This is a genomic window from Nostoc sp. UCD121 (assembly GCF_014222285.1).
Taxonomy (GTDB): domain Bacteria; phylum Cyanobacteriota; class Cyanobacteriia; order Cyanobacteriales; family Nostocaceae; genus Nostoc.
On sequence record NZ_JACKZS010000048.1, the window covers coordinates 25,719 to 40,337 of the forward strand.

Genomic DNA, 14,619 nt, shown 5'->3' on the forward strand with positions numbered 1-14,619 from the left:
AACGTGACTAAAGAACAGAACCCAACAGAGAAACTTGATTTCCAGTCTCCTAGTGATGACACCAATCTTGAAGGAGATTTGAGCGCTGATCTAGTCGCTTTGGCAGCTAAGGTAGAAGTTCAAATTCAGAAAATAGCAGAGCGACAGCGACAAATCAGCGCCAAAGTCCAAATCCCCCAACCAGTGGAAAAAATTTGGAAGGTTTTGACAGATTATGAAGCCTTACCTGACTTTCTCCCCAACCTCGCTAAGAGTCGTCTAATAGAGCATCCCAACGGTGGAATTAGACTGGAGCAAGTAGGCTCCCAGCGCTTACTAAATTTCAACTTTTCGGCGCGGGTGGTTCTGGATTTGGAAGAATGTTTCCCCAAAGAAATTAATTTTCGGATGGTAGAGGGAGATTTTAAAGGTTTTTCTGGTAGCTGGTGTTTAGAGCCTTATTCCCTTGGTGAGTGTATAGGAACAAATCTTTGCTACACAATTCAAGTTTGGCCTAAACTCACCATGCCTGTGGGAATCATTGAAAACCGCCTGAGTAAAGACCTACGGTTGAATCTTGTGGCTATTCACCAACGTGTAGAAGAGTTAGCCAGCAAACAACCGTATATATAATTAAACGCTCGTTCAGAAATAATCCTGAACGAGCGTTTTAATTTATCAAATTGTAGAAAGACACGCTTCTACTTTTTTAAGTACCCCCAGGGGAATTCGAATCCCCGTTACCTCCGTGAAAGGGAGGTGTCCTAGGCCTCTAGACGATGGGGGCATCGGACTCAGACCTTTTATAAATTAACTAATTTTCTAGCTATTGTCAACAGCTTTTGCGAAAAAAAGTTTTTGGCAGCTAAACTGGGTGGTGGCTAAAGCTTGAAAAGGATACAAAGAGATGGAGAAACAAAAAGGATTTCGTAGAAGCTCTTATGGTAAGCCGCAAGGTGCATCAACGTTTGTCCCTGGGAACTTCGAGAGAAGCTCAGATAGAAAAAACGGTAAATTCTGCCAAGGACAAAAGGGTATGATGTTGTACCCTGTAGAGTTAATATCTACGATTTTTTACCAAAGATTTTGAAATAAATCGCTCAAAATCTACAACATGGAAGCATCTTTTGAAATTACCCTACAGATGGCGATCGCTGTTTTTGCAGGCATTAGCGCTCAAGTGCTGGCTGCATACTTTCGCATACCCAGCATCGTCTTATTATTGCTGTTAGGCATATTGTTCGGCTCTGATGGCATAGGGCTATTGCATCCCCATTTGCTGGGCACTGGAGTGGAAGTTATTGTCGCCCTAGCAACTGCAATAATTTTGTTTGAAGGCGGACTTAATTTGGATCTGCGAGAGTTAGGCAGGGTTTCAGTCAGCTTACAATTGCTCGTCACTCTCGGAACGCTAATCACACTACTTGGTGGCAGTATGGCTGCTCACTGGCTGGGTGAATTTCCTTGGAATATAGCTTTTCTCTATGCTTCCATCATTGTGGTGACAGGCCCAACCGTCGTTGGCCCTTTGCTTAAACAAATCAATGTAGATCGGCAAGTAGCAACACTTTTGGAAGGTGAAGGGGTTTTAATTGACCCTGTAGGAGCGATTCTCGCCTTCGTTGTCCTCGATACGATTTTGAACGGCGATGCCGATCCAATTAATGCGATCGTTGGTTTATTAATACGCCTGGGTGTTGGTGCGGCAATTGGTGGTGCTGGCGGTTATCTGATGAGCTTGATTTTCAAACGCGCCAGCTTTCTGTCATTCGAGCTAAAAAACTTAGTGGTGTTGGCGATACTTTGGGGTTTGTTTGCCTTATCGCAAATGATCCGCAGTGAATCGGGAGTCATGACAACAGTAGTTGCAGGAGCAGTCTTTGCTAACTCCTCAGTCCCGGAAGAACGTCTGTTACGGAGCTTTAAAGGTCAGCTAACAATTCTCAGCGTCTCGGTGCTATTTATCTTATTAGCTGCCGATCTATCCATTGCTAGTGTGTTTGCTTTGGGCTGGGGTAGTTTATTCACTGTTTTGGTATTAATGTTTGTCGTTCGCCCGATTAATATTCTGTTGTGTACCTGGAACAGTGATTTAAATTGGCGACAGAAACTTTTTTTAAGCTGGGTTGCTCCTAGAGGAATTGTTGCGGCTTCTGTAGCTTCTTTTTTTGCAATTTCCCTTACCCAGCGTGGCATTAACGGCGGTGATTCCATCAAAGCTTTAGTCTTTTTGACAATTATCATGACTGTAGTCTGCCAAGGGCTAACTGCTGGCTGGGTTGCCAAATGGTTGCAAATCACCTCTAAGGATATAACTGGGGTAGTGATTGTGGGTTGTAACCCATTGAGTCTTTTGATTGCCCGGTTCTTTCAAGAACGGGGAGAAAATGTGGTCATGATTGATACTGACCCCGAATGTCTTGTTCAAGCTGAGACGCAAAATCTGCGAGTGATTGCCAGCAGTGGGTTAGATGCTGCTGTTTTAGAAGAGGCGGGACTTGCTTCGATGGGGACTTTTTTGGCGATGACAAGTAATGGTGAGGTGAATTTTGTTTTGGCTCAACGAGCAGCCGAGGAATTTAAGCCCCCGCGCGTCTTAGCTGTTTTCCCCCGCGATCCGCAAGCGAGTATTTCGGTTAGTAATAAAGTTAATCAAGCTTTTATCCCAGACTTAGCGATTAAAACTTGGAATGAATATTTAAATGATGGGCGAGTCAAACTGGGGACAACTACGCTAAATGAGCTAGAATTTTCTACTCAGTGCGATCGCATTCAAGAAAAGATTCGGACTGGGGTGTTGATACCGCTATTGGTAGAACGAGAAGAACGCTTACAGGTAATTCCAGTTAACCAAGATTGGGAAATTGGCGATCGCATTATTTACCTATTGCATGACCCCAGACCTAGCCTTTTAAAACGTTTATCTGGTGCTACCCAATCCACTCCCCTCTCTCTAGAAAAGTTAGCGGAGGTTGAAGACCTATCCCTCGTCCAATTGTCCGCTAGTGAGGCTTCTGGGGGATGAGGCAGGGAGGCAGGGGAGCAGGGGGCAGGGGGCAAGGGAGAAGATGCTGTAATTTTGCAGCAATAGAGGGTTTCAAAGGAAATAAATCTATTTATGCTTAATTTATTTCAAGATGTATGGCACAAGAAATAATCAAGCCCATAAATAAATTTAGGGGCTTCTCCTCCTTGCCTCCTGCCTCTTCTTGACTCTTTATTAGCTTTGGGAAGGAATAAATTCGCCTTCTGGTGGTTGTTGCAAATTACCAATTTCTGATCTTGGCGCTTCTTGATACATTTGCCATTCCTGCCACAGTAAAGCAGATAGATGCACGATGGCAAGAATTAGCGTCGCCACCGCAATTAGATAACTGTGTATTGTGTAAAGGTGTTCGACAGTAACTGTATTAATCGCTCCACCCCCAGTTAGGATTTCGCGCAGTTGTCCACCAATAAAAGGAATAGCTTCAATCGTTCCCAATTCTATGTTGAAACGCCAGTATCCTTCCTGAGTCCAATCTAAGATCATCGCTGTCCAGTCTAGCCCGATCGCACTTAAGGTCAACAAAATCCCGCTAATCCAAGCAGTCAGCCAACTCTTGCGGAATTGGCGACCTAAAAACATCACCACAATTTGAATTAGAGCGATCGCAATTACCGCGTTACCAGCAATATTATGCGCTCTCCAAAACAACCACCCGTATGGCACTTGTGTATTAATCATCTTTAAGGAGTTATATGCACCGCCTGCTGTCGGTTCATAGTAAAAAGACAGCAAAACTCCCGTAGAAACATAAATTAAGCACAAAGTCAAAATCACGACTGACAATATTGTCGCTATTCGTCGCATAATCCTATCGAACTGGGTGCTTTGCATAGCTCACCCCTCCTGTTCTTAACTAGGTATTTATTCCTTTCTAATTTTAACTAAGAAATGTTAATAGATGTTGCAGTTATCAAAGAAAAATAAATTTTTTTGATATATCTGATAAGTTAACTAGCCTGCCTCAGGCTTCAGGTTGAGGCTAATAGCCCAAACCATGATTCTTTGGTAGGGGCAATTCATGTAGACGCATTCGCAAAGCGTCTTGTAGAAAAGTGGCTTGCCGCATGGTACACGCGGTAGAGGCAATTCATGAATTGTCCCTACCTGGAAATTAGGGTTTGGGCTATTTTTTGCGTAAGTCCTGGGTTAAATCAAATATTGCACCCAAGCTTTTAAGGGTTCTGGTGAGCCATACCAAATTCCAGGACTTCTCGGAGAATGTCTCACACCTTCAACTACCAGATTTTCTGCGCCTTCTAGATGAGCAGCTTCAATTGGTGTGATGCCATCTCCCCAAGTGTTGCCCTTACCACAGGTTAATTGGTAACTACTGTAAGCTAACCAGCTACCACGCCGCTTTTCCCCAAAGATAGTTTTACCAGCCACACAAACGTAACGAACGTTTTTATAAAAAGCTCCTGGGTAGTTATTGGTTACAAAATCTAGATTTGAGCGTGTCCAGCGTTCTTGGCTAATATGGGGTGTACCCAAGGTGATGAGAGTTGCAACCAAAGGATGCGCTTTCCAAAGCGAGGGTTTAGCGGCACTGCCGACCATATAAGGCTTTTCTCCCATGTAAATGCGGGATATCCAACCTCCGGCTGAGTGACCAATTAAGTTAACTTGGGTAGCATTATATTGCTGCAATATATGCTTGATTGTCAGGTCGAGTTTTTGTAAAATCGGTGTTACAGGTCTTCCGCCAATAGTGGGTAGCCAGTCGCGCCGTCGCAGTGGGACTGTAACCGTGGGAAAATTTAACTGTTGTAAGGATTGTTCTAGTTGGCGGTAAGCGATCGCGCTTTCTAGATATCCCGGTACAATAACTGTCGGTAACGGCATTTTAAATTTTTGATGTAATAATTGAAGGTTTGAAACTTTTTTACAAATAAGTAGTCAAAAATCAAAAGCTATAATTGCGATCGCCCAACTGAACTCCTTTTATAAAAACCCAAATAGCTTTGGTGGTGTTTAGGACAGAATTTCAATAAAATTGTACAATTTACAACAGTTTTCGGGGCTGCTGATGTGGTAGTATTCTCACATAGGCACTAGTCTCGGACAAGCAAATGTGCCATCTGTTACAGAAGCCTAGTTGACTGGAAAAGCGTAAAAAAACAAGGCAACTTCAACAGATGTTTTGATGTACTCAGAGTTGTATCTTGACTTAAACTTTAATAAATATCCCAGATATTAATTTTAATTGTGTGCGTCATAAAAATAACAAATCAAAAGTAGTAATTTTTCAAATATCTCTTTAGCAAGCTCAAGTTTGAAGATATGAACCAGCGTTATTAAACAATTACAAACCTGAATAAATGGCAATTTTGGCGTTTTCATTGCCATGAGAGGAAATTATTATTTCCTTAGAGGGATGCATATATTGCGATATTTTGCAATATAGTCGGGAAGAGAAAATCGTTAGTCAACTGCAACTGAGCCGAGTGAACGATAACAACTATGTCTTACGTCTCCTTGTTTAAAAATATACCAGAACTCTTAAGCCAGCCAATTGGAATAGCAGCTATAGCTTCTCTTGGCATCCACGGTGCGATCGCTATGATTGTGCCATTGATGCCTATGGATTCTAGCAAACCCAAAGATACAGCATCATCAAAAAGCGTCGGGCTTTTGGAATTGAGCCAAGCGGATCAAAGTCGTTTGCCAGAAAGCACCCCCAAAATTGGTTTACAACAACTTCCTCCAATAGCGCCACTTTCTGCGTCTAACTTTAGCACTCAAACTGGATTGCCCCCATTGGCAGCACCGCCATCCGGCAGCCAACTAGTACTGCCTCCGCTACCCCCATCATCGAATAACTATCGAGTCTCCTCGTTGCCTACAAGACAGTCTTTGCGGATGATTCCTAGTGATAATTTGCGATTTGATGCTTCTAAATTTGACAACTCTAAATTCAATAGCAGCCCCAAATTTACTCCATCAGTTCCTCGTGTAAATGTCACTGATACCAAATACGAGGCATCTAAGCCGTTAGATGTAAATAGGTTGCCAATATTGCAGTCGCAGCAAATACCTAATGATATTCTGCAAAATTCTCAATCTCAGAACCTTTCTAACGCTAACCCTATTACACCAGTACAGGGAAATATCGCTCCACAAATAACGCAGCCGGTTAATAATGCGTCTAAGATAGCTCAAAACCAGCTTATAAATTCTTTAAAACAAGCTCCGAGGGCTGGAGATAGCTTAACCCTAATTAGGGGAACCACGTCACAAGCGCCTGATTTATCTCCAAAAGGCACTGAGTTGGCAATTGCACAGCTAGATTCCTACGCAAACCTGAGAAAAGAAGTTCAGCAACAATACCCCAACGCAGAACAAAAACCAGTCATTCGCCAAACATTACCTACCGATAAACCAAATCTTCAAGGCTCTGTTTTGGGTGTATTAGTAGTAGACCCTGATGGTAAGGTTCTAGATATCAAGTTTCAAGACAAGTTAGTTTCCCCGGAATTACAATTAAAAGCTAGGGAATACTTCAACAAGGAATCCCCCAAGGGAGATAAACGGATTAGTTCCTATCCATTTAACCTAAATTTCCAAAACAGCACTAGCAACAGCACTGGGACTACTCCATTATCTACACCTGGCATCAATAACAATCAGCTTACCCCTTTACCAGCAGCTACTTCTAAACCATTTCCTGATCTGCGAATCAGAAATAACCAGATTGCGCCTTCATCAACAAGTATTCTTAAACCATTAGCTGCACCGGGAGTAAATGGCAATCAGCCTGTGTTAACACCCGCAGCTACCCCCAAACCATTATCTGGATTGCAAATCAGAAATAACCTTACACCTTCATCAGCAGCTAATACTTCCGAACCCTTAGTGTTACCAAGAGTCAATAAGATTCAGACCACACCCACACCCTCTACTGAATCGGATAAAAAACTAGTAGAACGGTTGCGTGAAGTCAAGGAAAACAGAGACAAGTCTAATCCAGAAAAATAATCACTTGCTGGTGATTTGGGATTAAAAATCAGTTAAAAGGGCGGTTATAAACTGCATCTATACAATTAAAACCCACCTCCGTGGGTTTTAAATTTTCCTTAGTCTACTTCCTGTGGCTAAGTTTATGTAGTTGCATTCGCGTCAGGGTGCCAGAGGCTCTATTTCATCCACTCTGGCGAGTATTGTTATGCCCCTAAGAGTAGTCTATATTACATACAATTGAGAGCTTACCAGCCTTGTTCTGCATTCTGAAAAACGTAAGCAGCTACCTCCAGGATCTCTTCAGCACTTAACTTTCCTTTAAAGGCAGGCATGGCATTTTTACCATTTTGGACTTGGTGGATAATCGCCTCGATTGAGTCGCCATCATAATTTTCTAGGTATTTTGACAATGCTTCCTTTTTCAGGGTTTTCTGGCTAATAAGGATATTACCGCCACCTATATGGCAAGAAGCGCAGTTAGCCTCGAAAATTTTAGCACCGTTGGATGTTTCGGCAGCGAGTGCTGGACTAATGAATGTCAATTTGAATAGAGCGATCGCTATCATTAAAATTAATAAAAGTATTCTCAAGAGAATTTCCTCGCAACAAGCCTCCAGCAAGAGTATAAACGTGATTAATCCCTGATTAAGTCAAATTTGATCAAAATTGGCGGTAACGAATTCATCCCTCAATCGCTACAGGTTGTTTAGCGTTTTAGGGGACGATAAGACTCGTTACCGCCATTTATCCATTGTGTGCGTCACTCTAGGAGCGTGGCGTGTTGCTATGAGGTAATTTCACAGAGAGAAATTATCTTCTGTCAACAAAGACGTTTCTAGCCTTGGACAGTTATTGTACCAACCATACCAGCACCACGGTGAGGTTCGCAGTAGAAGGTGTAGTCACCAGCAGGTGCATCTGCGGGGAAGGTGGTTGTTTCCTTTTTACCAGCACTCATCAGCAAAGTCTTATGAGAAAGAGATTTTGCTAAAGCGGCATCTTTAGCAGGGTTTTTGGCTGCATCAAACACAACGTTGTGGGGAGGAACTTTATTGTTTACCCATTCAACTGTATCACCTGGTTTAATTGTCAACTTTTTCGGTTCAAATGCTAGCATTCCTTTATCAGTACCCAATTTCACCTGGTAGGTTTCAGCAGAAGCGCTGGGAGTAAAAACTGCAAAACTGCTAACAACTAAAATGATTGTCAACACAGCTAAACTAAAGCGTCGCAAGCTTGCCGAAATCAATTTCATGGCTCTCTCCTAACAAACAATTTTTTTTCCTTTCTCATTTTAAATAAAATCAACACCAAATATGACAATCTGTCATAGATACAATTTTTTTTTAAGAAATGGGGAGTAATTTATTGCAAAAAGCTGTGAAATCAGTAGGGAATGGGGAAGGGGGAATGGGGAATGGATACTTCCCAATGCCCAATGCCCTATTCCCAATGACTCAGTTTCAGGATTTAGTAATAGATTTTTCCGCCTCCCCACTTAGTACCAACGATTTTGGGTTGTATGAGAATATGACCAGCGATCGCTTCCAAGTCCTCATCTGTCAGATTTCGCATTGCTGTGAAAATATCTGCACTCTTGATACTGGGGTGGATTTCGGAAATCTCTTCTTCCCCGTCGTAAGTAGTAGGATTTTTCAGGTAATCCACCAAGCCTTCAATGTTATTACGGTTGGGTGTTGCCAGTGCCAGATCGTCTGGGGTAAGTCCCACGTTCTGATTTGTTTTGGTAACTCCCCCAGCATGACATTGGGCGCAAGCGTAATTAAATAAGCGTTTGCCTTCTTTTACTTGTTTCAGGCTAAGTACGGTAGTCTCACCCTGAGCATTTAATGGCACTGTTCGGGTAGCTTTGTCCAGCTCCACTGCTGTCGCGCTACCGACAAGCAACTGAAACGAGAGTAAAACAGTGGCCACAACAACGCCAATTAGTCTTCTAAACATGTTTCCCCTTAAAAATTTTGACGCTCAACACAGCTAAGAAAGCGGTTCTCAATCTCCAAGCTGCTAATTGCTAATGACTCATTGTTTTTTGTCATTAGCTATCAATGATTAGCTAAAGCCCAAGATCACCCGTTAGGTGTCCTCGTCATCACCCACCAAGTCGCTAGTACCTTTTGGGTGTGTTTCAAACGATATTTGGGAAATAATTGCCTTTGCATCTTCTAACGCCAAACGGGTCTTTTGGTGTTTGTAGGCGATTCCCAGTTGGTTGCACAGAGAAAACACTTTTTCTACAGGTATACTGTAGTCGGCTGCTATCTCTGCGATCGATAGGTCTGCAAAACCCATAATGCTTGTTAACTGATAGATAGAGATTGAGTCGCTGTAATACCAATATCACGTTAGGAGTGCAATTTGTTGCCCAAAATACTGTTTGGGGAATGGGGAACTTGTACTGAGCGCAGTCGAAGTATGGGGAATAGGGCATTGGGAATGGGGTTTAACCTTTTCCCCCAGTGAAGGTAACGCTTTGAATAAAGTAACGATTAAAAAAGGCGTAAATACCTAAAGCTGGCAGGGTAAAAACCATAGAAGCTGCCATAATGTAGTTCCAATAGCTAATGTATTGGCCTTTGAAGGTATTCAGCCCCAAAGGGAGGGTAAACATTTCTGGGTCAAATAGGATAACTATCGGCAGTAAAAAATTATTCCAACTTCCCATAAATACAAAAACTGCCTGTGCTGCTAGTGCTGGTTTGGCTAAAGGTAAGACAATATGTCGGAAAATTCCAAAGGTATTTAAGCCATCCAGTTGAGCTGCTTCTTCTAGTTCTTTAGGAAAATTAACAAAAAACTGCCGCATCATAAAGATAAAAGTGGCATTCACCATGCTAGGCACAATCATGCCTTGGTAAGAATTCAACCAGCCGATCGCTTTCAAAATCAAAAATGTCGGAATTAGTGTGATTTGCGCTGGTACTGCCAGCACAGCCAAGATGAGAAAGAACCAAAAGCGCTTACCCACAAAACGCAGTCTTGCCAAGGCATAACCAGCCATTGAATTTAACAACAAGTTTAAAAGCGTAACGCTGACGGCGATCGCCACGCTGTTGAATAACCAGCGCCAAAATAACGGTTCTTGGAGAAAGATTTGCTTGTAGTTGTCAAGAGTAAAATTCTTGGGGAGAAAGTTGGGTTCACCACCCACAATCTCTGTTAGCGGCTTAAATGATGCTGAAAGCGCCCAGAGAAAGGGGATTAGGGTAACGATCGCATAGAGTGTCAACAAGACGTATAACAAGACTTTTAAGCCAGAGATTTTAGTCAAATCCGTTCGCCTCCGAAAAGTCGCCGTTGAATCAAAGTGATTGTGATGATGACTGCTGCTAACAAAAATGCGATCGCGGCGGCATATCCCATTTGTAAATTCCGAAACACAGCTTGGTAAATTAGCAGCACCACAGTTAAGGTAGCGTTATTTGGGCCGCCAGTACCCCCAGAAAAGATGTAAGACTGGTCAAAAAGTTGAAAAGTCCCAATCACCCCCACTGCTACCACAAAGAAGGTTACAGGCTTAAGCAAGGGAAGGGTAACGTGGATAAATTGCTTGCACCCATTTGCGCCATCGAGTTCCGCCGCCTCATAAAGTGTTTGCGGTATATCTTGCAAGGCGGCCAGATAAATCACCATGAAAAACGGCGCAGTTGACCAAATGTTCATGATCATAATGCCTTTGAGCGCAACATCTGGATCGCCCAACCAGTTATAAGTAGGTAGCCCTACAAAAGCGAGAAAATCGTTTAGTAGCCCATCGGTGTTATAAATCCACATAAAGATCAGCGTCAGCACTACTGAAGAGGTGACTGTGGGCAAAAAATAGAGGATGCGCCACCAGTTTTTACCGCGAATCCCAGAATTCAGAGTTACTGCCAGAATTAAAGCTAAGACTGTTTGAGTTGGCACAACAATAGCTACATATTGTGCTGTGTTTCTTAAAGCAATCCAAACCCTTTCATCTTCAGCTAATCGTGTGAAGTTCCGAAAACCGATGAACTCGTACTCAATACCGCCGAGAAGTCGGACTTTTTGCAAGGAAAGAAAAACGGCGTAGAGAATGGGTAAGACTACAAAAGTCCCCAAAACTAGAATGGTGGGCATCATGAACATATACCCAGCCAAGTTTTCTGTGATATTCCACCTGGGGTTACTCCGCCGCCTGTTGATTGCAAGCACTACAGAACCTCCATTTAATCCCGCACTAACCCGGCTGTAGAGATGGGTTATGCATAATTATTGATCCTAATCCTGTAATTAAATTAAGTTTCTATTTTTGGAAAGCCTAGACGCAAAACGACGATTTACGAGATATCAGTTGTCTGAGTTAGCTACTTATGTCATTTAGGGAACTATATATCTAGCTTCCTTGGGGATGCTAATTAACCCGACTCAAGCAAGAGGACACAAAATGTCATATACAGCCTACTTACGTTCGATTAAAAGTGAACTTCAGAGAACTGATAAAACTCAAAAAAGCCTACGGGTAAAAACTATCATAGAACAGTTTGGCTACCAGCGTAGAAGTCAATCATTTATAGATAATTTTAATACTGCTCTTGGTGAATTGGGACTTTGTGCAAATCCTTGCTTAGATTTGTATATTCCGTTAGATACAAAAATTGCTATTTCTATTAAAGGTGTAGAACCAATCAATAAAGTAGCTGAATCAGAATCAATTTCAGGCAAACTACAAGAGGCAATCTCAGTCAAACATGATTTTTTCTACTACTTATTTGATTTTGGCTCGGAACAAGAATATGAAAGATTCCAAGCATGTTTAGATTCTCATCAGCCAGTAGGTATCTTTTTGATTCCACAAGTAGAAGATTTCTTCTCTGATATTGTTGTCAAAATTTTTAATTATGAATTAATTAGAAAATATCAATACGGAGGATATAGTAGTACTCCCAAAGCTGCCACTAGAAAAATTCCTACAAGTCTTGCCTCAGATAAAGATTGTGATGATGAACAGGAAAATTCCATTTCTGATGCTAACATTTTTCAGTTTCATCGCTCAACTATGACCAGTATTATACTTGGCAACACTGGTTTAGAGTTGCTTGATTCGGAAAAATTCGATCAGCAGTTTGAACAGATATCTCTATCTGCCAATAAATATAATTCTGAACAGTTTTTTATTTTATTTCATTGTCCATCAGTATTAGAAATCCAAGCTCATCAGCAAGAAGATGCTTTAGGATACTTGGTAGATAGAGTTGCCAGTAAAATTCCTTTTACTTTTACTCTCAGATGTAAATACCCAAATGAAGCCTCTCTTGAGCATAAAGAAGAAGTATATGCTCATTTTCGTCTACTCCTAGAACTTCCATATTATCAAATAGAGGAAGATGATGTATCTTTGCGAGATTATTTTGTAGATTTGCAAAAAGCTCAAATCCAGGCTGAGTCACAGTTATTGTTGAAGATAAAGCCCGAACATTTTTATAGTCTGAAGTGGCAACAGGAAAGTAAAGAATATATTTATCTCAAGTATTTTGCTATTAAAACCTTAGAAAGTCTAGGATATGAATTATTTAATATTGGCTGTGAAGTTGAGTTGACTTCTAGGGATGAGGAAACACCAGATGAAGATACATCAGATGAAGATACATCAGATGAAGATGGAGAGTATCAAAGCGAAATTATACAAGTCTATGTAAAAAATCAGGTAGTTGTTGAGATAGAAACTCTCAAATACCAAGAATTTCAGGATAATAATCTCTTTTTAGATCCCCTGAAAAGAGTTTTAAGTAAATCAAAAGTATGGCCGAATAAGCTAGAAAGTCTTTGGTTGGTAATTCCCGGTTTTGAGATTGCCCGCAACTATTATCAACTAAAAAAGGCTAAGGAAATATTAGAATATAGGTTATCTGGATATTATGGCGATCGCTTCCAGGTTGTAATCATGGCTCCTGATTATGAAAAACACCAATTAGTCCCAGTATCATTTGATTCTATTGAATATCCATCTTTTGAGTATGGAGTTAAAAAACCTAGTTTGTTACAGGCATATCCAGTTACTAACTACGTCAAAGAATTTAAGCTTGACTTTAGCCAAGTAAAAGGGCTAAATGAAGAAAAAGACAAACTAGATAAACTCCTCAAGCTGCAATCTAAGGGACACAAGAATTCAATTGGTGGAATTCTTTTCTATGGATTACCTGGATGCGGTAAAACTCTACTGGCAAATACTTTTGCTAATGAGTCTGGCAGATATTTCTTTAAATTCTCTCCTGCTGATATTGTCAGTGTTTGGATAGGTCAAAGTCAAAAAAATATTCGAGATATTTTTGCTCAAGCTAAGAAAAAAGCTCCTTCAGTTTTATTTATTGATGAGTTAGACAGTATTGGGTTTAATCGTAACGAAGACAACGCCCACACAGACCAAAAAGCAACTATTAATCAATTACTCATAGAACTAAACAATCTTAAAAATAGTGACGTGATTGTAATAGCTGCTACTAATTATTTGAGTGGGATAGATAGTGCTTTGAAACGTTCTGGTAGATTGGATTGGAAGATTCCTATTTTTCCACCATCTCAAGTAGAAAGAATAGAGCTATTCATACACTACCTGTCAAAAATTGATATGAATCAGTTAGTTAACTTTGAAATGCTGGCAGAGAAAAGTATGAAGTTTACGTCATCAGATATCGAGTTAGTTTGTCGAGAAGTTAGAAATGCTATTCTTCTAGAAGAAATAAGTTCAGCTTTAACAACTTCAGATGTGATTACTTACATAAATAATCTGCAAGACGGCGGCTTAAGTCTTAACCAAGAACAAGTTAAGGAATTTATAGAAGAGTGTAAAAGAATGAGTGTAAAGAATCCTAAGTTAGAAACTCTGAAATTAGAATGGGATTTGTATTAGCAATAGCTCAATAAAAATGGCGTAGGCGTAGCCCTTCGTAGACATCGCTCTTTTGGTAGTGTTGGAAAAATAACTTTAGGAATATGCGATATTTTACTAAAAAACTGCTACTAAGAAGCATCGGAGTTGTGGCGATCGCCTACATTTCAAGTTGTCTATTTTTGTTTGTTCGGCAGCGTTATTTGATATTTAGCCCCACTCCACAAATCTTAACGCTACCTAGTTCGCCCGACTTTTTTCTTCCTTACAAAGATGTGCGTTTACCTATTACTGGCTCTAATGAATATATACATGGTTGGTGGATTCCAGCACCATTACCAAAAGAGAAAGTTTCTTTAATTCCAAATGAGCCTGTAAAAATTTTAAAATCACCTAAAACATTTTTATACTTTTGTGGTGCTGCTAATAATAAAGGTTACTACAATTATATAGGCAGACTTCAAGCAATGCGACAGTTGGGGTTTTCTGTATTAGTGATTGACTACCGAGGTTTTGGTAGTAGCAAAGGGAATTTTCCCAGTGAATCTCAGCTTTATAAAGATAGTCAAATAGCCTGGAATTATTTAGTAAAAGTCCGCCAAATTCCCCCAGAGCAAATTGTCATTTACGGCGAATCAATGGGGGGAGCGGTTGCTATAAATTTGGCAGTAAAACATCCAGAAGCTAGTCTGACTTTTCACGGGATGTGGAAAAGGGGATTGGTTCGCGACCAGCTATCGCGAACCAATCCTCTGGACTTAAGATA

Annotated in this window: 13 protein-coding genes and 1 tRNA gene; 5 read left to right on the forward strand and 9 right to left on the reverse strand. The window is 40.9% G+C overall.

All coding sequences use genetic code 11. From position 1 onward, the window contains the following. Positions 1–3 precede the first annotated feature (3 nt). A complete protein-coding gene (locus tag GNF10_RS12900; RefSeq protein WP_185584892.1) occupies positions 4–612 on the forward strand; it encodes an SRPBCC family protein in 609 nt (202 codons plus the stop codon). Between the two features lie 81 nt (positions 613–693). Here the strand turns inward: GNF10_RS12900 and GNF10_RS12905 are convergent. Then, positions 694–766, reverse strand: a tRNA-Glu gene (locus tag GNF10_RS12905). A 327-nt stretch (positions 767–1,093) separates the two neighbouring features. On the opposite strand from GNF10_RS12905, the gene GNF10_RS12910 reads away from it, so the two are divergent. Next, positions 1,094–3,004 carry a sodium:proton antiporter gene (locus tag GNF10_RS12910; RefSeq protein ID WP_185584891.1) on the forward strand — a complete coding sequence of 637 codons (1,911 nt, stop codon included), beginning with the start codon at positions 1,094–1,096 and terminating at the stop codon, positions 3,002–3,004. A 195-nt stretch (positions 3,005–3,199) separates the two neighbouring features. Here GNF10_RS12910 and GNF10_RS12915 read toward each other — a convergent pair whose 3' ends face one another. After that, positions 3,200–3,859 (reverse strand): cytochrome b N-terminal domain-containing protein, encoded by a 660-nt coding sequence (locus GNF10_RS12915; RefSeq protein ID WP_185584890.1) that lies wholly within the window; start codon positions 3,857–3,859, stop codon positions 3,200–3,202. Positions 3,860–4,174: 315 nt separating this feature from the next. After that, positions 4,175–4,870, reverse strand: a complete 696-nt coding sequence (locus tag GNF10_RS12920) for a triacylglycerol lipase (protein ID WP_185584889.1) — start codon at positions 4,868–4,870, stop codon at positions 4,175–4,177. Positions 4,871–5,488: 618 nt separating this feature from the next. On the opposite strand from GNF10_RS12920, the gene GNF10_RS12925 reads away from it, so the two are divergent. Beyond that, the gene (locus GNF10_RS12925) at positions 5,489–7,003 is read left to right on the forward strand and encodes a hypothetical protein (RefSeq protein ID WP_185584888.1); all 1,515 of its coding nucleotides are present in this window, start codon (positions 5,489–5,491) and stop codon (positions 7,001–7,003) included. A gap of 227 nt (positions 7,004–7,230) precedes the next feature. Here the strand turns inward: GNF10_RS12925 and petJ are convergent, their stop codons facing one another. From petJ to GNF10_RS12955, 6 genes are all read right to left on the reverse strand, one after another. Continuing rightward, positions 7,231–7,575 (reverse strand): cytochrome c6 PetJ, encoded by a 345-nt coding sequence (gene petJ, locus GNF10_RS12930; RefSeq protein WP_185584887.1) that lies wholly within the window; start codon positions 7,573–7,575, stop codon positions 7,231–7,233. Between the two features lie 245 nt (positions 7,576–7,820). After that, positions 7,821–8,240 (reverse strand): plastocyanin, encoded by a 420-nt coding sequence (gene petE, locus GNF10_RS12935; protein WP_185584886.1) that lies wholly within the window; start codon positions 8,238–8,240, stop codon positions 7,821–7,823. A 215-nt stretch (positions 8,241–8,455) separates the two neighbouring features. Further along, a complete protein-coding gene (gene psbV / locus GNF10_RS12940) occupies positions 8,456–8,947 on the reverse strand; it encodes a photosystem II cytochrome c-550 (RefSeq protein ID WP_114083743.1) in 492 nt (163 codons plus the stop codon). A gap of 132 nt (positions 8,948–9,079) precedes the next feature. Next, a complete protein-coding gene (locus GNF10_RS12945) occupies positions 9,080–9,295 on the reverse strand; it encodes a hypothetical protein (protein ID WP_012409317.1) in 216 nt (71 codons plus the stop codon). 151 nt (positions 9,296–9,446) lie between these two features. Beyond that, positions 9,447–10,274, reverse strand: coding sequence for a carbohydrate ABC transporter permease (locus GNF10_RS12950; protein ID WP_185584885.1), 828 nt, complete (start codon positions 10,272–10,274; stop codon positions 9,447–9,449). Then, complete coding sequence (locus GNF10_RS12955) at positions 10,271–11,179, reverse strand: carbohydrate ABC transporter permease (protein WP_185584884.1); 909 nt, start codon at positions 11,177–11,179, stop codon at positions 10,271–10,273. The genes GNF10_RS12950 and GNF10_RS12955 overlap by 4 nt, the downstream gene beginning before the upstream one ends. 388 nt (positions 11,180–11,567) lie before the next feature. Between GNF10_RS12955 and GNF10_RS12960 the strand changes: the two genes are divergently transcribed. Together GNF10_RS12960 and GNF10_RS12965 are read left to right on the forward strand one after the other, a co-directional pair. Continuing rightward, positions 11,568–13,874 (forward strand): ATP-binding protein, encoded by a 2,307-nt coding sequence (locus GNF10_RS12960; RefSeq protein ID WP_260446301.1) that lies wholly within the window; start codon positions 11,568–11,570, stop codon positions 13,872–13,874. An 83-nt stretch (positions 13,875–13,957) separates the two neighbouring features. Beyond that, the coding region (locus tag GNF10_RS12965) for an alpha/beta hydrolase (RefSeq protein WP_185581970.1) at positions 13,958–14,619 on the forward strand (662 nt) is incomplete at its 3' end.